22 protein-coding genes, 1 tRNA gene and 1 pseudogene are annotated in these 25,333 nt (G+C 59.5%); 14 read left to right on the top strand and 10 right to left on the bottom strand.

All coding sequences use genetic code 11. The features are described from left to right. Positions 1-83: 83 nt before the first annotated feature. The gene (locus tag V7Z56_RS06425; protein ID WP_334128543.1) at positions 84-989 is read left to right on the top strand and encodes a LysR family transcriptional regulator; all 906 of its coding nucleotides are present in this window, start codon (positions 84-86) and stop codon (positions 987-989) included. A gap of 57 nt (positions 990-1,046) precedes the next feature. Here the strand turns inward: V7Z56_RS06425 and purU are convergent, their stop codons facing one another. The 3 genes from purU to V7Z56_RS06410 all read right to left on the bottom strand — a co-directional run bounded on the left by purU (position 1,047) and on the right by V7Z56_RS06410 (position 5,139). Then, the gene (gene purU, locus V7Z56_RS06420) at positions 1,047-1,931 is read right to left on the bottom strand and encodes a formyltetrahydrofolate deformylase (protein ID WP_334128542.1); all 885 of its coding nucleotides are present in this window, start codon (positions 1,929-1,931) and stop codon (positions 1,047-1,049) included. A gap of 263 nt (positions 1,932-2,194) precedes the next feature. After that, entirely contained in the window at positions 2,195-3,922 is a 1,728-nt protein-coding gene (locus V7Z56_RS06415) for an N-acyl-D-amino-acid deacylase family protein (protein ID WP_334128541.1), read from the bottom strand. Between the two features lie 38 nt (positions 3,923-3,960). Continuing rightward, a complete protein-coding gene (locus tag V7Z56_RS06410) occupies positions 3,961-5,139 on the bottom strand; it encodes a thiolase C-terminal domain-containing protein (RefSeq protein WP_334128540.1) in 1,179 nt (392 codons plus the stop codon). A gap of 206 nt (positions 5,140-5,345) precedes the next feature. On the opposite strand from V7Z56_RS06410, the gene dctP reads away from it, so the two are divergent. The 4 genes from dctP (at position 5,346) to V7Z56_RS06390 (ending at position 8,788) form a co-directional block, all read left to right on the top strand. Beyond that, entirely contained in the window at positions 5,346-6,443 is a 1,098-nt protein-coding gene (gene dctP, locus V7Z56_RS06405; protein WP_334128539.1) for a TRAP transporter substrate-binding protein DctP, read from the top strand. Positions 6,444-6,517: 74 nt separating this feature from the next. Continuing rightward, a complete protein-coding gene (locus tag V7Z56_RS06400; protein ID WP_334128538.1) occupies positions 6,518-7,039 on the top strand; it encodes a TRAP transporter small permease in 522 nt (173 codons plus the stop codon). Next, a complete protein-coding gene (locus tag V7Z56_RS06395; RefSeq protein WP_334128537.1) occupies positions 7,040-8,350 on the top strand; it encodes a TRAP transporter large permease in 1,311 nt (436 codons plus the stop codon). 18 nt (positions 8,351-8,368) lie between these two features. Then, positions 8,369-8,788: a Zn-ribbon domain-containing OB-fold protein gene (locus V7Z56_RS06390; protein WP_334128536.1), complete on the top strand. Its 420-nt coding sequence runs from the start codon at positions 8,369-8,371 to the stop codon at positions 8,786-8,788. Positions 8,789-8,803: 15 nt separating this feature from the next. Here the strand turns inward: V7Z56_RS06390 and V7Z56_RS06385 are convergent, their stop codons facing one another. After that, on the bottom strand, positions 8,804-9,610 hold the full coding sequence (locus V7Z56_RS06385) for an IclR family transcriptional regulator domain-containing protein (RefSeq protein WP_334128535.1): 807 nt from the start codon (positions 9,608-9,610) through the stop codon (positions 8,804-8,806). Positions 9,611-9,995: 385 nt separating this feature from the next. Here V7Z56_RS06385 and V7Z56_RS06380 point away from each other — a divergent pair, with 385 nt between their 5' ends. From V7Z56_RS06380 to V7Z56_RS06350, 7 genes are all read left to right on the top strand, one after another. Beyond that, positions 9,996-11,165 carry a thiolase C-terminal domain-containing protein gene (locus tag V7Z56_RS06380; protein ID WP_334128534.1) on the top strand — a complete coding sequence of 390 codons (1,170 nt, stop codon included), beginning with the start codon at positions 9,996-9,998 and terminating at the stop codon, positions 11,163-11,165. Next, positions 11,165-11,590: a Zn-ribbon domain-containing OB-fold protein gene (locus tag V7Z56_RS06375; RefSeq protein WP_334128533.1), complete on the top strand. Its 426-nt coding sequence runs from the start codon at positions 11,165-11,167 to the stop codon at positions 11,588-11,590. Before V7Z56_RS06380 ends, V7Z56_RS06375 begins: the two co-directional genes overlap by 1 nt. Beyond that, positions 11,587-13,233 (top strand): AMP-binding protein, encoded by a 1,647-nt coding sequence (locus V7Z56_RS06370; protein WP_334128532.1) that lies wholly within the window; start codon positions 11,587-11,589, stop codon positions 13,231-13,233. Before V7Z56_RS06375 ends, V7Z56_RS06370 begins: the two co-directional genes overlap by 4 nt. 28 nt (positions 13,234-13,261) lie before the next feature. After that, a complete protein-coding gene (locus V7Z56_RS06365) occupies positions 13,262-14,905 on the top strand; it encodes an ATP-dependent acyl-CoA ligase (protein ID WP_334128531.1) in 1,644 nt (547 codons plus the stop codon). A 61-nt stretch (positions 14,906-14,966) separates the two neighbouring features. Beyond that, positions 14,967-15,716: an enoyl-CoA hydratase/isomerase family protein gene (locus tag V7Z56_RS06360; RefSeq protein WP_334128530.1), complete on the top strand. Its 750-nt coding sequence runs from the start codon at positions 14,967-14,969 to the stop codon at positions 15,714-15,716. Between the two features lie 57 nt (positions 15,717-15,773). Continuing rightward, on the top strand, positions 15,774-16,877 hold the full coding sequence (locus tag V7Z56_RS06355) for an NAD-dependent epimerase/dehydratase family protein (RefSeq protein WP_334128529.1): 1,104 nt from the start codon (positions 15,774-15,776) through the stop codon (positions 16,875-16,877). A 111-nt stretch (positions 16,878-16,988) separates the two neighbouring features. Next, complete coding sequence (locus V7Z56_RS06350; RefSeq protein WP_334128528.1) at positions 16,989-17,423, top strand: DUF1810 domain-containing protein; 435 nt, start codon at positions 16,989-16,991, stop codon at positions 17,421-17,423. Positions 17,424-17,482: 59 nt separating this feature from the next. On the opposite strand, the pseudogene dps reads toward V7Z56_RS06350, so the two are convergent. From dps to V7Z56_RS06320, 6 genes and pseudogenes are all read right to left on the bottom strand, one after another. Continuing rightward, positions 17,483-17,968, bottom strand: a pseudogene (dps, locus tag V7Z56_RS06345) (DNA starvation/stationary phase protection protein Dps); the annotation flags it as partial. A gap of 256 nt (positions 17,969-18,224) precedes the next feature. Continuing rightward, positions 18,225-18,644 carry a DUF6632 domain-containing protein gene (locus V7Z56_RS06340; RefSeq protein ID WP_334128527.1) on the bottom strand — a complete coding sequence of 140 codons (420 nt, stop codon included), beginning with the start codon at positions 18,642-18,644 and terminating at the stop codon, positions 18,225-18,227. Positions 18,645-19,030: 386 nt separating this feature from the next. After that, positions 19,031-19,107, bottom strand: a tRNA-Arg gene (locus tag V7Z56_RS06335). 80 nt (positions 19,108-19,187) lie between these two features. Further along, complete coding sequence (locus tag V7Z56_RS06330) at positions 19,188-19,379, bottom strand: hypothetical protein (RefSeq protein ID WP_334128526.1); 192 nt, start codon at positions 19,377-19,379, stop codon at positions 19,188-19,190. A 103-nt stretch (positions 19,380-19,482) separates the two neighbouring features. Beyond that, positions 19,483-20,670, bottom strand: a complete 1,188-nt coding sequence (locus V7Z56_RS06325; RefSeq protein ID WP_334128525.1) for a metal-dependent hydrolase family protein — start codon at positions 20,668-20,670, stop codon at positions 19,483-19,485. Positions 20,671-20,749: 79 nt separating this feature from the next. Further along, positions 20,750-21,700, bottom strand: a complete 951-nt coding sequence (locus tag V7Z56_RS06320; protein ID WP_334128524.1) for an ABC transporter ATP-binding protein — start codon at positions 21,698-21,700, stop codon at positions 20,750-20,752. Positions 21,701-22,061: 361 nt separating this feature from the next. On the opposite strand from V7Z56_RS06320, the gene V7Z56_RS06315 reads away from it, so the two are divergent. Then, positions 22,062-22,241, top strand: coding sequence for a zinc-finger domain-containing protein (locus V7Z56_RS06315; RefSeq protein ID WP_334128523.1), 180 nt, complete (start codon positions 22,062-22,064; stop codon positions 22,239-22,241). Between the two features lie 23 nt (positions 22,242-22,264). Continuing rightward, positions 22,265-25,132 (top strand): DNA polymerase I, encoded by a 2,868-nt coding sequence (gene polA / locus V7Z56_RS06310; RefSeq protein ID WP_334128522.1) that lies wholly within the window; start codon positions 22,265-22,267, stop codon positions 25,130-25,132. The last annotated feature ends 201 nt before the right edge of the window (positions 25,133-25,333 follow it).

Genomic DNA, 25,333 nt, shown 5'->3' with positions numbered 1-25,333 from the left:
AGGGTGATTTACGGTACATAAAATTGCTAAGAATTCAGCAAGCCGGTTCGTAAAATGCACCACGTCAGGAAATATCGTTCTGAATGAGACACTTGCTTACTTTTCGGCTCATTGAAGCGGTGGCGCGCGCGGGCTCGATGCGACGCGCGGCGGAGGATATGAACATCACGGCCTCGGCGCTGACCCGGCGGATCATCCGTTTTGAGGAGGATTTCGGCGCGGAAATCTTCGAACGCGTTCCGGGCGGGGTGCGGCTCAACCCGGCGGGGGAGTTGCTGCTGCATCATTACCGGGTCATGCAGTCCGACCTTTCGCGCGTGCAGGGGCAGGTGGCGGATCTTTCAGGCGTGCGGCGCGGGCATGTGTCCATTGCCTGTTCGCAGGCGCTGCTGCCCTATTTTCTGCCGCGGCAGATTGCCGAATATCGCGCCGAGCATCCGGGGGTCAGCTTTGCCGTCAATGTCCGCGACCGCAGCCAGACGGAACAGGAGCTGGCAAGCTATTCCAGTGATCTCGCGCTTGTGTTCGAGCCGCTTTATCTCGTGGATTTCGAAGTACTCCAGATCATCCCGCAGCCCGTCTGCGCCATCATGCAGGCAGGGCACCCGCTCGCCCGCAGAAAGGAAATCCGTTTACGTGATTGTCTTGACTGGCCGCATATCGTGCCGACGGTTGAGTATGGGGTGCGGCATCTCCTTGATACCGCGGCGCGGCGCAATTTGCGCAAGCTGACACCGATGGTCGAAACGGAGAGTTTTGAGCTTATCCGGCATTATGTCCGGCATGAGAATGTGATCGGTTTCCAGATCCCGATCGGCCTTCCTGACAATGCGGGCGATGAGCTGGTTTATCGGGCAATCTCGGACAAGGATCTGAAACCCGGAAGCCTGATCCTCGGCCAGAAACGCGGGCGCACGCTTCCCGTCGCGTCCGCGCGTTTCGCAGTGCAGGTCGCCGCGGCGCTTGAGGCTTGCGTCTATCCCGACTGACAGGCAGGCGGTCGCCTCGAATCGCGGCAGGAGAGCTGGCGGCGGAAGTGTACGGGCTTAGCCCATCCGCTCCGAGGCGTAGCTACCGGGGCTGGCGGGGAAGACGACGGTTTTGTTGCCGTTGATAAAGACGCGGCGGTGGATATGCGCATGCAGCGCGCGCGAGAGCACCTGGCTTTCCACATCGCGGCCGAGGCTGACATAATCGGCGGGGCTTTGCGCGTGGCTGACGCGGATGATGTCCTGCTCGATGATCGGCCCTTCGTCGAGATTGGCGGTGACATAGTGCGACGTGGCGCCGATCAGCTTGACGCCGCGATCAAATGCCTGCTTGTAGGGATTCGCGCCCTTGAAGCTCGGCAGGAAGGAATGATGGATGTTGATGATCCGCCCGGCCATCCGGCGGCACATCTCATCCGACAGGATCTGCATATAGCGGGCGAGCACGATCAGCTCGGCGCCCGTCTCCTCGACAATCTGCATCTGGGCGGCCTCGGCTTCGGCCTTGTTGTCTTTCGTCACCCGGATATGGTGGAAAGGGATGTCGTGGTTGACGACCAGCTTCTGATAGTCAAGATGGTTGGAGATCACGGCGACGATATCGATCGGCATTGCGCCGATCCGCCAGCGATAGAGCAGGTCATTCAGGCAGTGCCCGAAACGCGAGACCATGATGATGACCTTCATTTTCTTCGCTTCGTCGTGAAAATCATATTCCATGTCGAATTTCCGTCCGACCGGCGCAAAGCCCTCGCGCAACTCTTCAAGCGTCTTGCCCGTTTCGCTCAGGAAACTGGTCCGCATAAAAAAATTCCCGGTTTCCTGATCGTCATACTGCGCGCTGTCGGTGATATTGCAGCCGTTATCGGCGAGAAAGCCGGAAATCGCTGCGACAACGCCGCGCATGGATTTACATTTGACAGTGAAAGCAAAGGTTTTCATGGCAACTAATTTTCCTCGGCCGGTTCTCTGAAATGCTGCATCCGGTCTTGTTATGACGTGGAAAAGCGGAGATCCCTTGAAAAGCGGGGATACGCGATGCTGATCTCCTACCTTATTCGGCGCAGAGGTTCAAGCCGCAGCGATTTTTCTCTCTATAGCCGCAAGTGATTAACAATCAACGAACGCACGCGCTAATCGCTGCCGGCGCTTGTGGTTGTGCGGTACCGGGGACCTTATATATATCGAGATCTGCGCTATCGATATTAGGCAGATAGCTGCGGTGCCTCCTGCGCGCCGCGGATCAGCCGGCCCGGCAGTCGCCCCGTCGGCTCGCCGTTTCGATAGGTGATTTCGCCCGCAACCAGCGTCGCGTCATAGCCATCCGCGCGCTGCACGAGGCGGCCGCTGCCAAGCGGCAGGTCATAGTGCATTTCCGGGAGATGGAGCTTCAGCCGGTCGAGGTCGATGACATTGAGATCGGCGCGGTAGCCGGGCGCGATCACGCCGCGATCGAAGAGATGCGCGGCCCGGGCATTGTCGAGGGTCAGCTTCTTGACCACCTGGCCGATCGGGATATGCCCGCTCGTCTTCTCATCCGCCCAGTGCTGCAGCATGAAGGTCTGGCCGCTCGCATCGCAGATGATGCCGACATGCGCGCCGCCATCGCCAAGCCCGAAGAGAGTGTTCGGATGCTTCAGCATCGCCTCGACGGCCTTCAGATTCTTGTCAGCGAAATTGAGCGCGGGGGCATAGAAAACGTTGCTGCCGTCCTTCTCGATCAGGAGATCATAGGCAAGCTCGGCAAGCGGCACGCCGCGCGCCGCGGCGATCGCTTTGAGGCTGTCCTCGGGTTTCGGCGAATAATCGAAACTCTCCGTCATCAGATAGATATTGGCGAGATCGATGAGGGAGCGGTTGATAACGGAATAGGGGGCCTCGGCCGGGAATTCCGCAATGATGCGGCGGCGCAGCTCGGGGTCGCGCATCCTCTCAAGCCGTACCTCCGGCGAGAGATCCTTGAGGGCGAGATAGCTCGGCGAGAAGGAGAAGAAATGATAATGCAGCTTGTGTCCGAGCAGCAGCCCGATCGGACGGCAATAAACTTGCGGCATGATCTGCACACCGTCCGCATTTGCCTCGGCGGTCAAATCGAGAAGCGTCTTCCAAAGATCCGGGGTTGCCGAGCGCTGCGACAGGGAGAAGGTCATCGGGACGCCGGATTTCTCGCTGATCCGTCGCAGCATGCCGAAATCGGTCTCGGCTTCGGTAAATTCGGTGATGAACTGGAGCAGGCCCCTGGCTGACGTGCGGATGCTGCTCGCAATCGCCATCAACTCGCTTTCGGACGCGGAAATGCCCGGCATCAGATGCTGGTCGCTGGAGCGATGATTGAGGCTGCGCGAGGTGGAAAAGCCGAGCGCGCCGGCCTTCATCGCCTCGGCCACCACCTGCGACATGCGGGCGAGATCATCGGCATTGGCAGGCTCGCGGTCGATGCCGCGCCGGCCCATGGTGTAGACGCGAAGCGGGGCATGGGGAAGGTAGGCGCCGATATCCATGTCATAGCGCCGGGCGCCGAGAAAATCGAGAAACTCGGGAAAGCTCTCCCACTTCCACGGAATCCCCTCGGCCATCACGACGCCGGGAATATCTTCCACCCCTTCCATAAGGCGGATGAGACTGTCGTGATCTTCCGGCCGGCAGGGGGCGAATCCGACGCCGCAGTTGCCCATGACCGCCGTGGTGACGCCGTGGGCGGAAGAGGGGGTTAGCCGCTCCGCCCATGTCGCCTGCGCATCATAATGTGTGTGAAGATCGACAAATCCCGGCGTCACCAGCCGGCCATCCGCATCGATGATCTCGGCCGCCGTCCCGGTAAGGGCGCCGACGGCGGCAATCTTCCCGCCCAGAATGGCGATATCCGCGGCATAGGGCTCGCCGCCCCGACCATCCGCGATCATTCCGTTTCTGATGAGAATATCATAATGCATCTGACGATCTCCCGTGCCGTCTTGTCGGCTTATGTTTTCTAGTTCGGCTCGGCCCCGAGAATGGTGGCGCTCGAAGGCGTTACCGGCGCCGCGGTAACCAGACAGACCTTGGCATTTTTTACCTGCGATGTGGACGTGCCGCGCACCTGCTTGACCCCTTCGATCAGCAGGTTGAGGCCGTGGACATAGGCTTCCGAGAGGAGGCCACCCGAGGTGTTGATGGGCAGGCTGCCGGTCGGATAGTCGATATGGCCCGCCTCGACGAATGCCCCGGCCTCGCCCCGGCCGCAGAAGCCGAAGGCCTCGATCGCCGTGAAGACCGCGCCGCTGAAGGCATCGTAGAACTGCGCGACGTCGATCTCGTCACGTTCCACGCCCGCACGGGCGAACAGTTCATTGGCGAGGCGCTGCTGCGGGCCCATGGTGAAGATGTCTTCGGGCATGTTGTAGTTGCCGAAATTGCCGGTGCCCCAGCGGCCGTCGCCGCCCTGACCGACCGCGAGGACGTGCGCGGGCTTGCCCTTCAGATCGCGGGCGCGCTCGCGCGTCGTGACGATAAGCGCGCAGGCGCCGTCCGTCTCGAGGCAGCAGTCATAGACGCGATAGGGCTCGGCGATCATGCGGCCCTTCAGATAAGTCTCCAGATCAAGCGGCCGGTCATGCATCACCGCATTGGGGTTGCGGTTTGCATTGGCCCGACAGGCGAGAGGGACCCGCGCGAGCTGTTCTTCCGTCAGCCCATACTGGTGCATATAGCGGCGGAAGGTCATGGCCGCCTGACCCGGAGGGGAGAAAAGGCCGTAAGGGGAGGAGAATTTCTGATGCGCGCTCCATTCATGGAACTGGCCGTAGCGGAACTGCTGCCCCTGGCAGAGCGCGCGCAGCACGACGACATAGTTGGCCGAGCCGTTCTCGACCGCCGCCACCGCGTTGGAGAGCGAGGCGCAGGCGCCGCCGCCGCCGCCGCCCCAGACCATCGAGGCGAGGCGCAGCTGCTTGATGCCGAGCGTCACTTCGAGGCGCGCCGGATCGTTGCGATCGTCCGAATGGGCGGCGAAGCCGTCAATTTCGCTGAGTGGCAGACCGGCATCCGCCGCCGCCGCCATGATCGCCTTGCAGGCGAGGCTGAATTCGCTTTCCTCCGTCACCGTGCCCCAACGCCGGTAGGCGGTTTCCCCGATGCCGACGATACATGCGCGCTGATTGCTGTTGACCATAAAACCTCCTCATGCCTGTCCGACTGACTTCTATATGTCAGCTTCTCTAAAAGTGTTCATTAAATGAACAGTTATTTCATCTGTTGACTATACGCGCAATCATATGAAATAATCAACATGTTTGGTGGCCAATTCGCCATTCGCAAAAACATACGGTGGCCGATCAGGGCAGCCCATAAAAAAATTAGGGAGAAACATACATGAAAATGTCGAAGCTAATCCTCGGCGCTTTGGGACTGGTCGGCGTCATCGCGACCGGTCTTCCCGCCTCCGCCCAGGTCAAAGAAAAACTCGTCTATGCGACCTATATTTCGGAAATCTACACGACCTCGCATGGCGATATCTGGTTCATGGACGAGGTCGAGAAGCGCAGCAATGGCGAAATCGTCTTTGAACGTTATTTCAGCGGCAGCCTGCTGAGCGCCTCGGACCTCTTCCCGGGTCTTTCGCGTGGGGCTGCGGACATCGTCGCGGGCGTGCCGAGCGCTTATAACCGCAATGACTACCCGCTCTCCAACGTGACGCTGCCGTTCATCACCAACGACAGTGACGCGGTGACCGGCGCATTCACTGAACTCTTCAATGCCAACGAAAACCTCAGGAAAGAATATGAGGGGCGGAATGCAAAGGTCCTGTTCGCCCGCGGCTATTCGGTGAACACCATCTTCTCCCGTCTGCCGATCACCAAGGCGGAAGATTATAACGGCCTGAAGATTCGCGCTGTTCTCGCCATCGCCGATACGGTGCAGGCGCTTGGCGCAACGCCGGTTTCTGTCCCCTATCCGGAAGCACTGGAAGGCATGTCCCGCGGCGTGGTTGACGCCATGACGTCTTCCCCGTTTGATTCGTCCGTCAAAGGCGGTCTCGCCGAAGCCTCCAAATATGGCTCCGACGGTGGCCGGATGGGCGTTTATGCGGCCAACATCGTCGCGATCAATCTCGATCGCTGGAACAAGCTCAGCCCCGAGCACCAGAAGATCATCATGGACGTCGCCGCGGATGTGATCCCGCATTACAACAAGCTGCGTCAGGATGAGGTGCGTGAAAACGCCATTCGCCTTTGTGAAATGAGCAAAAAAGACGGCGGCGTGCAGATCCATCTCTTTGACGATGCTGAAGCCGAAAAAGTCCGCGCCGTTGCCTATGACAAGATCAAGGACCGCTGGGTTGAATGGGCCTCGAAGCTTGCCGGTGTCGACGCGAACAAGGTGCTGGAAGATTACGTGTCCCTCATCCGCAAGCATGAAGCAACCTCGACCTACCAGAACGGTTGGCAGATCTTCCAGGAAGCATGCGGCTCCTAATCAGCTAAACTGCATAACTGGCGAAAGAGACCTTGCGTCTCTTTCGCATTTCCGCATCTGACAGGGGGCACATCATGTTTACACGTCTCGTGGAGGGTATCGAACGCTTCCTGCTACGCCTTGGCATCGCAAGCGGCTTCCTCACTCTCGTCACCATGCTGCTGATCGTCGCCGACGTTGTGGGGCGCAGCGTTTTCAGCAAACCGATCCCGGGCGGCAACGAACTGGCCGTCCTGATCATGGTCGGCCTTATTTTTCTCGGTATGGCCGCAGCACAGCAGAAAAATCATAATTTTTCCATCGAACTGCTGACGACCCACCTGCCGCCGGCGGGCCTTCGCGTTGCGCGGTTTATCTCGACGGTCGCCTCGACGGTGGTTTGCGGGCTGCTGGCATGGCTCACCATTGATATCGCGCATTCGATGACGCTTAGCAACGAATCGAGCTATGGCGTGATTGCGTTTCCGATCTGGCCTTCGCGCATCATCCTCGCCGTCGGGCTTGTCTGCCTGACCTTGCAGTTTTTCTTCGATCTTCTTCGCGTCATCGGTCTTATTCCCGAACAGCAGGCGGAAGAAGAGAAAGCGAGTTTCTAGATGGATCCCGTCCTTATTGGTACCCTTCTGGTCAGCATGATGCTGATCCTGCTGCTGTCGGGAATCTCGATTGCGATCGCCCTTGCCGCGACAGGGCTTGTCGGCATCATCACTATGCGTCCCTGGGGGGCCGCAGAATATCTGATCGCCAATTTCCCCTATACCTTTACGGCGCATTTCTCTTTCACCGTGCTGCCGCTTTTCCTCTTTATGGGCTATATGGCCTTCTCCGCCAACCTGTCACAACGGGCGTTCGAAGCGGGCCAGCGCTGGCTCGGCCATGTGCCGGGCGGTCTCGCCATGGCGACCGTCTTTGGCTGTGCGGCCTTTTCTGCCGTGTGTGGCTCGAGTGTCGCGACGGCCTCCACCATGGCGCGCGTCGCCCTGCCCGAGATGATCCGCCGCGGGTACAAATATTCACTTGCCGGCGGCACGATTGCGGCGGGCGGCACGCTTGGCGTCCTCATCCCGCCAAGCGGCATTCTCGTCATCTATTCCTTCATCACCGAAGCGTCGCTGGTAAAGCTGTTTATCGCCGCGATCGTCCCCGGTATCATGACGGCCCTTATCTATATGATCGGCATTTATCTTCTCGTGAAGATCAGGCCCGAGCTTGCCGGAATGGACAAGCAGGGCGCGCAGGCGGCCCCCTGGACGGAGCGCTTCGCCGCCCTCGGCCGCTCCTGGGAGGTAATGCTGCTGTTCGCGGTGGTGATGGGCTCGATCTATCTCGGCATCGCGACCGCAACGGAGGCCGCCGCCGTCGGCGCGTTTCTAAGCTTCATCATGGTCGCGGCGCGCAAGAACGCATGGCAGAATATCAAAAACGGTCTTTGGGAAACGGGAACCGCCACTTCTGCCATCTTCCTGCTCATCATCGGCGCCGGATTGTTCAGTCTTGCCCTCAACATGTCACAACTGCCGACCGTGATCGCCGATCAAATCGTGCGGATGGATCTTCCGGTCTATGTCGTCTTTGCACTTATCATTTTGATCTACATCGTCCTCGGAGCGCTGGTTGACGGGATCTCGATGATCCTGATCACCATGCCGATCGTCTTTCCGATCATCCTCCAGCTCGGTTACGATCCGATCTGGTTCGGCATCATCATTGTAAAGGCAGTCGAACTCGGCTGTATAACGCCGCCGGTCGGGATCAACGTCTTTGTTGTCAAGGGAAGTGTGCCGGAAGCGCCGCTGGGAGAGGTCTTTAAAGGATGTATCCCGTTCGTCCTAATGGAACTGCTGATCATCGTGTTGCTGATCGCATTTCCGCAAATCGCCCTGTTCCTCGTCGATTATGCTGCTTAAGAAATAAGGAAAATAAAAATGCAATATATGCCAGATGCTGTTCCGGGTCCCGATCCCTCATTCGACGATGCCGTCTATTGGGCCAACTGTTCGGAAAAGAAACTAACGTTCCAGCGCTGCGGAAGCTGTAAAAGCTTCCGCCACCCGCCGGGCCCGTTCTGCCCGCAATGTCAATCCGACAAGATCGAGTGGGTCGAAGCGCCGGATGAAGCGGAACTCTTCACCTTCACCTTTCTCCATCACCCCGCGCATGAGGCGGTGCGGACCCGCGTGCCTTATAACGTCGCGGTCGTCAGCTTTCCGAGCCTCGGCGGGGTGCGGTTGATCACGAACATTGTCGATGCGGAGCCGGGCGAACTTGAGATCGGCATGAAGGTGCGCCTCCTCTGGGGCACGTCGGGCAACGGCCAGATCATTCCGCTCTTTAAAAAGGGATAGGGACGGCAACCTCGCTCAGGGCCGCGATCCGCCGTAGTTTCGGGTGATCAGGTCACTGAGCGTTTCCGCCGTCTGCTGCAGCGCCGGCAAAAGCGCCTCCACGCCGTTCTCGAGCGGCATGGCGCTGATCAGGAAAGAGGTGCTGAGGCTTGCAAAGACTTCGCCGCTTCGGAATACGGGAACACTGAAGCCGGTGATCAGCCCGGCGCCCGACGAGTTGGAGCTGTTGAAATCGGGATCCGGGACGGCATAGCCCTTCTCGCGCACTTCATCAAGCATCCGGCGTACCCCGGCGGGATCATTGCGCGCCAGCGCGTTGACCGACCGGTTCGAGGCGGCAAGCGCCGCGAGCAGCTTCTCCCGCTTTTCAGGCGTGCAGAAAGCGAGATAGGCGCGGCCGAGCGAGGTGAGCAGAAGCGGTGCGCGCACGCCGGCCCGGTGATTGATCGCCATGATGTTATATTCGCGGCTGGTCTCGACGATCATCATCTCATGGCCGTCGAGAATAGCGAGGTCTGACGGCCAGCCGATCTGTTCGCGAAGGCCCAGCATGGTCGGTGATGCAAGCTCCGAGAGTTGCCGCTTTTCATCGAAGCCGCGGCTCAGCAGCAGCGTCTTGCCGGTCGGCCGGTACATGCCACTTTCTTCATCGCGCGTCACATAGCCCTCGTGCATCAGTGTCTCAAGCATGCGCAGCACTGTCGAGCGATGCAGCTTCGAGAGCTTGTGGATCTGTTTGATGGACGCATAGTCCAGATCATTCACGATCCTGAGCACGGTCAACGCTCTGATGACGGCAGTTACCGGTTCAAACGAGGCCATAATGTCTCCATCCCAAGGTAGTGTTGTTGACGGGGGGTCGGCCCGCAGACAACAGATGGCATACCCAATTTACTACGCGCGCCCGAATGGACGCTTGTGTCCGACATCTGGACACGGATACCGGGCAATATATCCGCGCCGCTCCCCCGAAGAGGGACCGATGTCGGGCCTATTCCCTTGAAAACTCATCTCTCATATCGCATTGCACCATAAATTTCCACAAAAAGAGGATTTAAGCAAATTACCATGAAATGTTCATTGTATGAATATATTTTTCATATATTGACATAAATTATGGCTTATGAAATGATCCGACGGATAAGAAATGACAACCAAAAAGAGTGCGGGGGGATTTTTGCCCGACCGCGCCGAAGGATGGGGAAGAGTGGGTGTTTCATCAGACGCCAGGTCCCAGGCATGTATCGTCGGCATCGGGGAGACGGATTATACGCGCCGCGGCGGCATTCAGGATCGCAGCGAGCTTGCGCTTGCCTGCGAAGCGATCCTGAACGCGGCCCGGGACGCCGGCATCACGCCGGATGATATCGACGGCCTTGCCTCTTACGCCAATGACGAAAGCGTGCCGTGGCTGATCCAGGAGGCGCTTGGCCTGCCGCATTTGCGCTCCGCGACGATGGTATGGGGCGGCGGGGGCGGCGGCTGCTACGCCTCTATCGCCGAGGCTGCGGCGGCGGTGGAATCCGGCGCGGCGAATTATGTCGCGGTTTTCCGCTCGCTCTGCCAGGGGCAGCGCAAACGCTTCGGGCAGGGCTATGCGGTGCCACACAGCCCGGGCTTTCTTGATCCTTTCGGGATGTTCGCACCGCCCTTCATGCTGGCGCCGCTTGCCCAGCGCTACAAGCAGGACTACGGCATCCGCGAGGAGCAGGTGGCGGAAGTGGCGCTCGTTGCCCGCGACAACGCCTCGCGCAATCCCCGCGCCGTGTTCAGGGACCGGCCGCTCGACCTTGAAACCTATCTTTCCTCGCGCATGGTCGCCGATCCGTTCCGCCTCTATGACTGCTGCCAGGAGAATGACGGCGCCTGCGCGCTCATTGTCACGACGCGGGAGCGGGCGCGGGATCTCGACGGCCCGATCATCCGCATCCTTGCCGCAGGGCAGGGCTCGGAGCCCGGCTGGGGTTCGGGCGGGCTTGGTTCGCACAACATGCCCGAGGAGGATTACCGCGCGGGCGGCGGGCGGACGCTCTCGACGCGGCTGTATGCCAAGGCCGGGATCACGCCGGACGATATCGACACGGCGCAGATCTATGACCATTTTTCCTATTTCGTGCTGATGAATCTGGAGGCCTACGGCTTCTGCGGGCGCGGCGAGGCGGGCGATTTCGTCGCCGAGGGCAATATCCGCTGGAAAGGTGGCAAGCTGCCGATCAACACTTCCGGTGGGCATCTGTCGGAAGCCTATATCCACGGCCTCAACCTCGCGGTGGAAGGCGTGCGGCAGCTGCGCGGCACTTCCACCTCGCAGGTGGAGAATGCAACGCTCTGCCTGCTCGCCAACACGGCATCGGCCGCCATCATCGGGAGGGAGTGATGACACGATATCTGCCAACGCCGCCGCCCAATCCGCCGCTTGAGGCCGTGCCCTTCTGGGAGTGGTGCAAAAAGCGCGAGCTGCGCTTCCAGCAATGCGCGAATTGCGGCCGTTGCCGGCATCATCCGGCGCCCTACTGCCGCTTCTGCCTGTCGCCCGAGTGCGTCTGGGTGCCGGCGCCCGATGAGGCGGAGCTGTTCAGCTACACCGTCGTGCATAACGCGGTGAGCGAAGAGCTGAGACCTTTCGTTCCCTACAATATCGCCATCGTCGCCTTCCCGAGCCTCAATGTCCGGCTGATCAGCAATGTTATCGACCTTGCGCCGGAGGAGCTGCGCATCGGCATGCCGCTCCGCCTCACATGGCAGGAGTGCAGCGACGGCACTCCGCTCCCCCTGTTCCTTGGAAAGACAGTAACCCCATGATACGACAGAGAGTTCTCGACGTTCCCGCGACCGCCCGTACGCTTGGCAGCATTGCGCGCCACAAGGCGGAGAAGAACGGCGACAAGATTTACCTCCGCTTTGGCAAGCGGGAAATATCCTATCGGGCATTTCACGAGATCACTAACCGGCTCGCCCGCGGCTTGCAGCAGCTCGGGGTCGAAGCCGGGCAGCATGTCGCCTTTATGATGGACAACAAGCCGGAGCAGCTGCTGCTCTATTTCGCCATTGGCAAGATGGGCGCCGTCAGCATTCCTGTGAACAGCGCGGCGAAGGGCGATCTTTTCGCCTATTATCTGAACCAGTCGGACTCCGTTGTCCTGATATTGGACGCCGGGCTGATCGAGCGTTATCAGGCGATTGAAGAACAATGCCCGAATATCACCAAGGTCATTCTTCTTAATGAAGCGGGCGGCGCGGTCGATCTCTCCATCGGCAAGGATTTACGGGCTGAAGTTTATGACTATCAGGCGCTGCTCGATGCGCCGGCGGACGATCTGCCGGATGATCTCGCCCGCATCAGCGATTTTGCCATCATGATGTACACCTCCGGCACGACCGGTCCCTCAAAGGGCAATATGGTGCCGCACGGGCGGCTGATCGGCGGCGCGATCGACCATGTGGAGATTTTTGGCTACCAGCCCGATGATGTGCTCTACACCTGCCTGCCGCTCTTTCATGGCAATGCGCTCAATACCTCGGCGATCCCGGCGTTTCTTGCGGACGCGACCTTCGTGCTCTCGCCGCGTTTTTCGGCGAGCCGCTTCTGGGACGAGATCCGCGAGAATGGCGTTACCGCCTTCAGCCTGCTCGGCGCGATGGTGAATTTCCTCTGGGCGCAGCCGGAAAGCCCGCGCGATAAGGATAACAAGGTGCGGCTCTGCATGATGGTGCCGGTGCCGGATTTCGCGCGCGAGTTCGAAAAACGCTACGGCGTCAAGGTTACGTCGGTGTATGCGCTGTCGGACTATGGGTTCATCACCTTTCTAAGCCCCGCGCATCCGCCCGCAAAATGGAAATCGGCCGGTCTTCCGGCGACGGGCATGACCATCTCGATCCGCGATGATGAGGATAACCCTTTGCCGCCCGGCGTGCCCGGTGAAATCTGCGCCCGCTGCGACGTCCCCTGGATCACCTCGCTTGGCTATTACAAGATGCCGGAGGCGACAGTCGAGGCGAACCGCAACCAGTGGTTCCACACCGGCGATCGCGGCTATCTCGATGAAGACGGATATCTTTATTTCGTCGATCGCAAAAAGGACGCGATCCGGCGGCGGGGCGAGAATATCTCCTCCTACGAGGTGGAGCAGATCGTCCTCGGGCACGCGGCGGTGGAAGACGCCGCGGCCTACGCCGTCCGCTCCGAGATGAGCGAGGATGAGGTGATGGTGAGCGTGACGCTGAAACACGGGGCGACGCTGGATCCCGCGGATCTGATCCGCTACTGCGCCAAGAACATGGCCTATTTCATGGTGCCGCGATATGTCGAAATCCTGCCTGAGCTGCCGCGGACGATGACGGAAAAGGTCGAGAAATACAAGCTGAAGGAAAGCGCGCAGGCGCGGCTCAATGAGATCTGGGACCGCGAGGCGGCCGGGATCGTCGTCAACCGTCACACCAACTAACCCACAATCAGGGAAGGAGCGGGGAAGCATGAGAAAATTACGGGAAATCAATATTGCCAGGGAACATCGCACTCTTGGCGGGATGCTGCGTCTCAAGGCGGAGCTGAATGGCGACAAGATTTTTCTGAAATTTCTCGACCGGCAGTATTCCTACCGGGACATGCATGAAATCAGCAACCGTCTCGCCCGCTCGCTGCAGGCAAGCGGCATCGAGAAGGGGCAGCATGTCGCCTTTATGATGGATAACAAGCCGGAGCTTCTGTTTCTCTATTTCGCCGTGGCGAAAATTGGCGGGGTTTGCGTGCCGGTCAATACCGCCGCCAAGGGCGAGCTTTACACCTATTACCTGACGCAGTCGGATTCCACCTTCCTCATCTCCGACAGCGGCCTGGTGGAGCGCTTTCTGACTGTTCAGGACCAGTGCCCCGACATCAAACGGATGGTTATTGTCGATGACGGCCGTCCGGTGAGCGCGGAGGTGCGCAAGGGACTCCGCCTGGAGATAGAAGAGTATGAGGCCCTGCTCTCGGCCCCTGCGGATGATCTGCCGAACGATATCGTCCAAAACTCCGATCTCGCTTTCCTGCTTTACACGTCAGGAACGACAGGCCCCTCCAAGGGCAATATGGAGCCGCATGACATGATGGTCTCGGGATCGATCAGCCATGCGGAATATTTCGGCTATACGCCCGATGACGTACTCTATACCTGCCTGCCGCTCTTTCATGGCAACGCGCTGAATACCTGCGCGCTGCCGGCACTCTTTGCCGACGCGACGCTGGTCGTCTCGCCGCGCTTTTCGGCGAGCAAGTTCTGGGAGGAGGTCAGAGAATACGGCGTGACGCAGTTCAATCTTCTCGGCGCCATGGCGAACATCCTCTGGGCGCAGCCCGAAAGCCCGCTGGATAGGGACAACAAGGCGCGCCTCTGCATGATGGTGCCCGTGCCGGATTTCGCGCGCGAGTTTGAAAAACGCTATGATCTCAAGATCACGTCCGTCTATGCACTGACCGATTTCGGCGGGGTCACCTTCCTCAGCCCCGAGCATCCGCCGTCGAAATGGAAATCGGCGGGGCAGCTTCGCCACAGCATGACGGTCGCTATTCTCGATGATGATGACTATCCGATGCCACCGGGGGTTCCCGGCGAAATCTGCGTCCGCTGCGACGAGCCGTGGACGACGGCGCTCGGCTACTATAAGAAGCCCGAAGCGACCATCGAATCGCGCCGCAATCTCTGGTTCCATACCGGCGACCGGGGCTATCTGGATGAAAACGGCTTCCTCTATTTCGTTGACCGCAAAAAGGACGCGATCCGCCGCCGCGGCGAGAATATCTCGTCTTACGAGGTGGAGCAGATTATCCTCCATCATCCGGCGGTCGAGGATGTGGCGGCCTATGCCGTGCAGTCGGAGATGAGCGAGGATGAGGTAATGGTCAGCGTCGAGTGCAAGAAGGGCCATAGCCTGACGTTTGAGGAGCTGATCCGCCACTGCGCTGACAATATGGCCTATTTCATGGTGCCGCGCTATGTGGAGTTTGTCCCAAACCTGCCGCGCACCATGACGGAGAAGGTTGAGAAATACAAACTCAAGCAGAGTGCGCAGGAGCGGCTGCATGAAATCTGGGATCGCGAGGCGTCCGGTATTATCGTCAATCGCCACACCAACTGAGCTGCGATGGCGGGTGCGAAAAATGCTGTCCGCCGTCCCTCCTATGCCTGAAGAGACTGTCATGATCGAGACGCATATTGAGAACGGCTGCATGCTGATTGTCATCAATCAGCCGGAAAAGCACAATGCGATCAGCCGGGCCATGTGGGGCGATCTTGCCGCGGCATTGCGGTTAGCCGAAAGCCGGGATGATATCCGTCTCGTCATATTGCGGGGCGCCGGCGGGCGCGCCTTTTGCTCGGGCGGTGATATCAGCGAATATGAAGAGTTGCAGAGAAATGCCGCGAAGGCGGAGGATGCCGCCGTCGGCCTTCGTGAGGTCTCCGCTCTTTTGCGCGGCCTTCCCGTCCCGACGATCGCCGCCATCTCCGGCCACTGCGTCGGGGCCGGTGTCGTGATCGCCGCAGCGTGCGATTTTCGCCTTTGCACGAAATCCTCCCATTTCAAGGTAACGGCAATAAAGCGCGGCTTGCCCTATCCGGCGCTTGCGACGGGAGAGCTGATCGCGCTCGTTGGGCTACCAATGACGCGCGCGCTTCTGCTGCGCGGCCGGGATCTCTCCGCCGCCGAGGCCTTGAAGGCCGGCTTGGTCGATGAGCTGATCGCCGATGACGCGTTCGAGGAAGTACTTGCGGCATTCGCGGCGGAGATCATGGCGCAAAGCAACAATGCCTACGCGGCGGTCAAGAAGTCGATTGCCTACGCTCTGCAACTGGCCGACGAGAATGACGAGATGCGGGCGCTCCAGATGACAGCCCTTGCAAGCGATGATTTCAGAGCCTCGACCCGTCGTTTCCTCGGTAAGAATTAGTCCGGCAGAAGTGATGCCATTCAATCTGTTCGAAATGCATTTTTGAAAGGACGACAGATGAAAGCCTTGTTGATCGGAGGAACGGGACCGACCGGCCGATTTCTCGTAAAAGGACTTCTGGATCGCGGCTATGACGTCGCCATGCTGAACCGCGGCGGGCGCGACGACAGTCATATCCCGGCGGAGGTGGAGCGGATCAAATCGGATCCGCATTTCCGCGAACCGCTCGAGGCGTCGCTGAAGGGCCGGAAGTTTGACGTCGTTATCGGTGCCTATGGACGGATAAGGATCGTCGCCGACGTCGTTGCGCCGCTCACCGATCGCCTGATCACCATCGGCGGCATGGCCATTTTCCGGGGCTTTGCCGACCCGAGATCCGTTTTCCCGACAGGCGCCGCCATCCCGCTCAGCGAGACAACGCCGCTGCTGCGTTCGCCAGAGGATCATCCCTTCGGCTACAAGATGCTCGAAGCCGAGCGGCATGTCATGTCGCATCATGGCAAGGATTGCAATGTCAGCCATTTCCGCTATCCGCTGATCTACGGGGAAGGGCAGGTGATGCCGATCCGCTTCTGGTGGTATCTCCAGCGCGCCCTTGACAGGCGCACTCGCGTCGCCATGCCGGACGGTGGCCTCACGATCATCAGCCACGGATATGCGGAGAATATGGCGCATGCGGTCCTGCTCGGCGTCGACAAGCCCGATGCGTCCGCCGGCAAGTTTTATAACTGCGCCGATCAGCGCCAGTTCACGCTCGCGCAGATCGGCGAGGTGCTGTTTGATGCGGTGGGGGAAAGGATGGAGGTTGTCTCCGTGCCGGATGCCGTCGCCTCCCACGCCCGTATCCTCCAGGTCTTTAATGACGAGGATTATCACCGGATGTTCGATACCTTCCCGTTACAGCATGATCTCGGCTATCGCGATATCGTTGATCCGCTGGAAGGCTTGCGCCGGACGGTCGAGTGGTACAAGAGCAATCCGCCGGCTGAGAGCGTCGCGGCGGAGGTGCGGGCGCAATATGCCATCGAAGATGCGCTGATCGCGCTTCATGATGAGGCGCTTGAAAAGATGAAGCGGCTCGATCACAAGGAACCGGAATATGTGCACGGCTATGCCCATCCGAAAAAAATGGGTGAAGAGCGCGATCATCGCGGCCGTTGACGGGCGAAGGCGCGCTGCCACTCAGCCGCCCGCCGGCCTCTTTCCGAAGGCGCCCTCCTTATGCTATGGGAGGGGCAACGGGAGGAAAGGGGAAGAGAGTGGGGTCGAGCCATGAGCGAAGATGAATTTCAGCGCTTTGTTACGGCGCAAAACGGCGTCCTCGACGAGGTCGAGGCGGAACTTGCCGATGGTTTCAAGATATCACACTGGATGTGGTTTGTTTTCCCGCAGCTGGCCGGGCTCGGGACCTCCGCGATGGCGCAGCGCTATGCGATTATGGATGCGGCTGAGGCCGCGCGCTATCTGGCGCATCCGATCCTCGGCGAGCGGCTCCGCCATGCTGTCCGGCTGATGATGCGCCATGAGGATCTCAGCGCCCTCGATATTCTGGGCTCGCCCGATGATCTCAAATTCCGCTCCTCGGTAACGCTGTTTCTGAGCGTCGCCACCGATGCGGCGGACATCGCGCTGTTCCGCTCCGCGCTCGACCGATTTTACGAAGGCGCAGCCGACCCGAAGACGCTCGAGCTTCTCAAGCGTTCATAGGTGGACCCACAGCGCCGGCGCGTCCGCGCGCCGGCCGGCTGCAAACAGAATTTTGGCGATTATTTCTTCGTCTGGGCGTGCGCCTCGACGAACCAGAGGCTCTTGTCGATGCCGCGGGAGATTTCGGTGAAGAGATCGGCCGTGCCCTGGTCTCCCATGTCATCGCTCGCGTCAATCGCCGCGCGGATCTCCTTGCCGAACGCCGCGAGCACGGTAGAGACCGCATCCACATGGGCCGTGCCATCAGCGATATCGAGCGGATATTCGCCAAGCGTCGAGCGCTCGGCCGCCACACGCGCCGTTCCCTCCGCCGTACCGCCGAGCGTCGTGATCCGCTCCGCCAGCAAATCGACATAGCCGGCGACCTCGCCGTGGATCTGATCGAACAGCTCGTGCAGGGCGATGAAGCTCGGCCCCTTGACGTTCCAGTGCGCCTGCTTCATCTGCGTCGCGAGATCAACCGCATCCGCGAGCCGCGCCTGCAGCAGATTGACGGCAGCTTTGCGGGTATTGTCGGGCATATCGATTTTCGTCTTGTACATGGCAGTCTCCGCATTGGCTCGAAATAAGGATTGGCTTTATTTCTACCATGCTCCCCCGCCCGGGTCCACCCGCGGAATTGGCGGGGGCGGGTGCGCGCAGAAGCCTCCCATTTATAGTTCGGCAGCGATCATCTTCTGGATGTGCGTGATGGCGGTACGTTTCGACGGGTCGGGTCTGCCGTCAGTCTCAATCAGCGCTTGTTGTCGCAATAAATTTGAAGAATTTCGCCACGGCCACGCCGCTGATGCTGGAAGCTTGTCAGGCGGTCTCTGCTCGGCCTGATACCCCTTTCCCGCGATTGTGGTCCGAACGTTTCATCAGGAAGGCAAGCACAATCGCAACGAGCAGCAGCGCCGGAACGTCACCAGCAAGATGCCCGAGGTGCATATCGTTACTCAGCGACTGCACTGCCATCACAACGGCATGGACGACACTCGACCAGACCGTGAACCAGATGAGAGACCGATGATCAGAAGGGCTCATTGCAGCGCGGATCAGGAATATACCGAGGGTCGCATATACGCCGACGATCATCATAAAATAGTCGCTGGAGGCTGGCGAACCTGCGTGCCACGCCCACCCGGACGGCCAAAGCAATGCGAGCGGATAGATCAGGCAGAAAGTAACCCCGAACACGATGAGGGCGGCGGAGAGAAGTCGATTATCGTGAGCCATCATCGTGTCCTCCGTTGCAAGGTTTAAGACCGATTACCGCGCGCGCTGAAGAGGTTATTGGAATACAGGTTCTATTGCGCCAAAGTTATACAGACGGGCTTTTCCGTTTTGAATTCCCTCTACCCCATATGGGAGCATTTGCATAATTCAAAGACAATGATTTAGAGTGAATTCGTCATGTGGCTGTATTTTGGCAAGATGGCATATTTCTTTTAATTAGGCAATCCGAATATAAAAGGCCGTCGCCGATATTAGCGTTGCGACGCGTAAAAATTTCAAGAAGAAGCGGAAGCGAGTAAGTTAAGGCATATAAAGAAGTGGTAGATCGCTCGATCCCTCATTTGACGGCAAGCGAAATTCCGAAAGTCACAATAATCCGCAGAAAAAACTGGCGCACCCGACACGATTCGAACGTGTGACCTCTGCCTTCGGAGGGCAGCGCTCTATCCAGCTGAGCTACGGGTGCCAAGAAGAGGTCTCTGCTATAGCTCATGCGCTGGAGCGTTGCAATAAATTTAGAGTGCTACCGGTGAAATCCGCCGCCGTTTAGCGATGGCGGCGGAGGCGATCGATCTTTTCGCGCTGGATGGCGCGGGCGCGATTGTTCATGACGCTCAGCGCCAGATCATCATCGTGCGACGCGGCGGCGCCTTTGCGAAGGTTCATCTCCCCCGCGATGCGATGGCGGCGGCGCAGATTCTGTTTTTGGAAACGGGCGAAATCAGATCGTAAGGACATGAAAATCCTCCTTTCTCAGGAATATCGAAACATCCATATATATAAGGTAAGGATTTTCCCGCCGATTACCAATCACATTTCCATCGTGCGCTCCGCCTTCGCCTCAAGGGAGATCGACCCGGCGGCCGTTTTTGATGACCATGCGGTGGTTTTCGCCCTTCGCGGCCATCATGATGTCGGCGGCAGGGTTGCCGTTCACGATGATCATATCGGCCTTGAAGCCGGTATCGATCCGGCCGCGGTCGGTCAGTTGCATCAGGCTGTGCGCGACCGACGTGGCGCTTGCAAGCGCGTCCAGCGCCGTCATGCCGCATTCTACCATATAGGCAAGCTCCATCGCATTCTCGCCATGCAGGTTGAAGGGCGTGCCGGCGTCGGTGCCCATAGCGATACGTCCGCCGGCGCGATAGAACATGGTAAAGCTTTCCTTATGCCGCTCGAACACGCGGTGGGCCTTGTCGACGACATAGTCGGCAATACCGCGATCGGCGTTGTTGATGATGTTCTGCACGGCCGAAAGGGTCGGGACAAGGTAGGTGCCGCGCTCCAGCATGGCATCGAGGCATTCCTGATCCATGAAAATGCCGTGCTCGATCGAGGTGATTCCGGCGAGGACGGCGTTCATGATGCCCTCCGCTCCCTGCGCATGGCTCGCCGATGTCTTGTGAAAGCGGCGCGCCTCGGCAACGCCAACACGCATCTCATCGGCGGAATAATGCGCATCCTCCGGGTTGACGCCGGGCGTCATGACGCCGCCGGTCGCCATGATCTTGATGAGATCGCTGCCCGCGTGGATCTGCTCGCGCACCGCCTTTACCACCTCATCGCAGCCATCGGCGACGCGCCCGTTCCTGTTGCCATGCCCGCCGGTCATGCAGATCATCTTGCCGGACGCCATGATGTTGGGCCCAAGAAAGCGTCCGCGGTTGCAGGCATCGCGAACCGGAAATTCGAGATAGTCCCGCCCGCCGCAGTCGCGCACCGCTGTGATGCCGGCTTTGAGCGAAATCTGCGCATTCTCCAGAACGCGGAGGACAATTTCGCCGGGATTGACGTTTTCGATGCTGCCGCGCGGATCGGCCTCGCCCTTATAGACGAGATGGACGTGACAGTCGGCCATGCCGGGCATGACGGTGCCGCCGCTGGTATCGACGCGATCGCCCTGATAGCCGGCATATTTTTCGGCCGGCGCGACATCGACGATACTGTCGCCCTCGACCAGAACGGCGTGGTTTTCAAGAAGCGCGCTCACGCCATCAAAGACATGACCGCCGCTGTAAAGAGTTGTCATCCCGCTTGTCCTCCCTGTTATTGTTTGGTTTCAAACCATTAGGAGAACGATACCGCAATTCAGGGTGCAGATCGAGAATTTATTCTCGCCTTGCGGTCATTTGCAGGAAGGCATCTTCAAGGTCGGGCTCCTGCGTGGTGAGATCGACGATATCGAGCCCGTCATCGGCCGCCGCCTTGAGGATCTCCGCCATGGCCGTCTCGCTCGGCCGATAGGAAATGTCGAGCTGGCGGCCGTGCGAGAGTGTGGTGTTGAAGCGTGTCAGATGCGCGGGCACCGCATCGATATCGCTCGCGAGCTGCAGGCTCACATTCTTCATATCGAGCCGGCCGAGCAGCTTCTCCGTCGCTTCACACGCGACCACTTCGCCGTGATTGATGATGGCGATGGTATCGCAAAGCTCTTCCGCCTCTTCGAGATAGTGCGTGGTGAGAATGATGGTGGTGCCGTTCTCATTGAGCTTGCGGACATAGGACCAGAGCTGCTGGCGAAGCTCGATATCGACGCCTGCCGTTGGCTCGTCGAGGATCAGGACGCTCGGGTTATGGACCATGGCTTTGGCGACCAGAAGCCGCCGCCGCATGCCGCCCGAAAGCGTCCGGGCGTAGCCGTCCGCCTTGTCGCTGAGACCCATGGCTTTGAGAATTTCATCGGTCCGCCGCTTTGAGCGCGGAACGCCGTAAAGCCCCGCCTGAAACTCCATCACCTCGCGCGGGGTGAAGAAGGCATCGAGGTTGAGTTCCTGTGGCACGACGCCGACCGATGAACGGGCGTGACGCATATCCCGCTCGAGATCATAGCCGCACACGGCGACCTCGCCGCTCGTCTTGTTGACAAGGCCGGCGATGATGTTGATAAGTGTCGATTTGCCAGCCCCGTTCGGCCCGAGAAGGCCGAAGAACGAGCCCTGCTTCACTTCAAGGTTGATGCCTTTCAGCGCCGTTTTGTCAGGCGCCCCGCCGCGGCCGCGATAGACCTTGGTCAGGTTGCGCACCTGCAGGGCGGGAAAATCAGTAATGGGATCACTCATGGCTGCTACTCGATCATCTATTAACGACAGGCCGACCTTGACGGCTGCCTCCGGCCGCGCGGCGTCCGACGATGGGCAAATCGCATCGCGCTTTCCGGATGCGACTTTTGGCGGCGGTCCTTGAAAAGCCTGAGCGGGAATTCGCCGGCGTCATCGGGCGGGGTACCGGATTTAAGTCTCTGATCATATAGACATGGCGCTAGCGCTTGGCAAGCGCAAGGGGCCGCATTTTCACTGCCCGAAAAGCCATTAATCGGTTGCGTCTCGGGCCGCAATGGATATCATCCATGCGTTGCCGGGGGCCCATGAGGGGCTCGCTTGAGGCAATGCCGGACGGCCATCCAAGGAGAGAAACGACTTTATGCAAGCGTTTGAGACAATTGAAGTCGGCAGCGTGAAAGTTGCCTGTGACGGCGGCAAGGGTCCGCTCGGTCATCCGCGTGTCTATCTCAATATGGGGGACAAGGGTCAGATCGAATGCCCCTACTGCAGCCGATTTTATGTCCTGAAGCCCGGCGCAAAAGAGACTGACGGCCATTGAGTGGGCCGGACGGAAGAAAAATTATGCAGGACGGTATGATCGAACCGGATGTCACGGGCGATCCGAACCAGAAACACAGAATCTACCTCGTCGACGGATCGGGATATATCTTCCGCGCCTATTTTGCGATGATTCGCGGGGGGCGTCCGATCTCCCGCTCGGATGGAACGCCGACCGGCGCGGTTCTCGGCTTCTCGAACATGCTGTTCAAGCTGATCCAGGATACGCATCATGACGGGCGCGTCAGCCACCTTGCCGTCATTTTCGATACCAGCCGCAAGACGTTCCGCTCCGACATCTATCCCGACTACAAGATCAACCGGCAGGCGCCGCCGGAAGACCTCGTGCCGCAGTTTCCGCTGGTCCGCGAGGCAACCCGCGCCTTCAATATCCCGGCAATTGAGAAGAACGGTTATGAAGCCGACGATATCATCGCGACCTACGCCGCGCAGGCCCGCGCCCGAGGGATGGAGTGCGTGATCGTCTCCTCCGACAAGGATCTGATGCAGCTCGTCGGCGGCGATGTGATGATGCTCGATCCGATGCGCAACCAGATGATCGGCGAAGCGGAAGTGATTGAGAAATTCGGCGTGCCGCCCGAAAAGGTCATCGATGTGCAGGCGCTCGCCGGCGACAGCATCGACAATGTGCCGGGCGTTCCAGGCATTGGCATCAAGACCGCCGCGCAGCTTATCAATGAATATGGTGATCTCGACACCCTGCTCGCCCGGGCGGCGGAGATCCCGCAGAAAGGGCGGCGCGAGAAGCTGCTCGAACATGCCGACAAGGCCCTTATCAGCCGCCAGCTCGTCACGCTGAAAGATGATATCGAGCTCGACATCGACATTCTCGATCTGAATGTGCGCATGCCGGATGCGGCGGATTTGATGGCTTTCCTTCAGGAGAACGAGTTCAAGCAGCTGACCGGCCGCGTGATGGAGTTTTACGGCGGCGGGTTTCGCGCTGACGTGGCAGCACTCGACGAGACGGCGGAGGCGGCCTCGGTCCCGGAAGTCACGTCAGTCAATTACTCAACCATTTTCGATCTCGATGCCCTCAACGCCTGGATCGCGGAGGCTGAACGCGTCGGCCATGTGGCGATTGATACCGAAACGACCAGCCTCAACGCCATGCAGGCCTCGCTTGTCGGGATCTCGCTCGCCATTTATCCCGGCAACGCCTGCTATATCCCCGTCGGTCATGTGAGCGCGAAAGCGCAAGGCGGGTTTGATTTCGACGGCGCAAATGATCCCCAGTCCGCCGACGCATCCCTGCCGCAGCTTCCCAAAGCCGCAGTGATTGCGGCGCTGAAGCCGCTGCTTGAGGATCCCGGCGTTCTCAAGATCGGGCAGAATATCAAATATGACCAGCTTATCCTCGGCAAGGAAGGCATCAATCTGGGGCCCGTCGATGACACGATGCAGCTCTCCTACTGCCAGGCGGCGGGGCTAAACGGGCATGGCATGGACGAGCTTTCGGTGCTTCACCTCGGCATCACGCCGGTGCCCTTCAAGGAGGTTGCCGGCACCGGCAAGGCGCAAGTGACCTTCGATGAGGTTCCAATCGATAAAGCGACGCATTATGCCGCCGAGGACGCCGATATCACGCTCCGACTTCACCAGATCCTGAAACGCCAGCTTGTCGCCAAAAAAGCTGTCACGCTCTATGAGACCATCGAGCGGCCGCTCATCCCGGTGATTGCCGATATGGAGCGCGCCGGGATCAAGGTGGATGCGAAACTGCTCAGCGCGTTGTCGCTCGATTTCGGGCTTCGAATGGAGGCACTGGTCAAGGAAATTCACGCGCTCGCCGGCGAGGAGTTCAATGTCGGATCGCCCAAGCAGCTTGGCGAGATCCTGTTCGACAAGATGAAGCTGCCGGGCGGCAAGAAGGGCAAGACCGGCGCCTATACCACCGATGTCGGCGTGCTGGAGGGGCTGGCCGCGGACGGGGTGGAGCTGGCCGAGAGAATTCTCGACTGGCGCCAGCTTGCCAAGCTGAAAAGCACCTATACGGACGCGCTGCAAAGCCAGATCAACCCCGAGACGGGGCGCATTCACACCTCCTTCTCGCTTGCCGCCGCCTCGACCGGGCGCCTTGCCTCAACCGAGCCGAATGTGCAGAACATCCCCATTCGCACGGAGGAGGGGCGCAAGCTCCGCGAAGCCTTCATCGCCGAGCCTGGCCACAAGCTGATCAGCGCCGACTATTCGCAGATCGAGCTGCGCATCCTCGCCCATATCGCCGATATCGCTTCGCTGAAGGAGGCCTTCGCCGAGGGGCTTGATATTCACGCGAAAACCGCCTCGCAGGTGTTCGGCATTCCGATCGAGGGGATGGACCCGATGATGCGCCGGCGTGCGAAGGCCATCAATTTCGGTATCATCTACGGCATCAGCGCCTTCGGCCTTGCCCGCCAGCTCGGCATTTCGCGGACCGAGGCGCAGGACTATATCGACCGCTACTTCGTGCAGTATCCCGGCATCCGCGATTATATGGAGCGGACCAAGAAATTCTGTCACGAGCATGGCTATGTCGAGACGCTGTTCGGGCGGCGGGTGCATCTGCCCGGCATCAACGACAAGAACGGCGCGCGCCGCAGCTTCTCCGAGCGGGCCGCCATCAACGCGCCCATTCAGGGCTCGGCCGCCGATATCATCAAGCGGGCAATGATCCGCATTCCGGGCGTGTTGGCGGATGCCGGGTTAGACGCGCGGATGCTCCTGCAGGTGCATGACGAACTGATCTTCGAGGCGCCGGAAACGGAGGTTGAGCAAACCGCGCGCGCAGTGCGTGCCGTGATGGAGAAAGCAGCCCTGCCAAGGCTCTCGCTTTCCGTGCCGCTGACCGTTGAAGCGGGCGTTGGCGACAACTGGAACGAGGCCCACTGATGGCATCCTGCCGATCAGGACACCCGGCGCGCCGCAGGGCACTGCCTGATCGAGCGAATCACTGCCAGAATTAACCATAACATGGGAAAAATTAACCATTTCAACAGGATGCGCCCGCAAATCTGCGCCCTCGAAATCTCCACAGCTTCCCTGAATCTTTAAAAAATAGCTAAAGTTTTATGTAAATGCCCCGTAAATTGT

The sequence above is a fragment of the Sneathiella sp. genome (genome assembly GCF_036844445.1).
Lineage (GTDB): Bacteria > Pseudomonadota > Alphaproteobacteria > Sneathiellales > Sneathiellaceae > Sneathiella.
The sequence above is the reverse complement of the archived record's forward strand: the minus strand, read 5'-3'. Positions and strand labels throughout refer to the sequence as shown.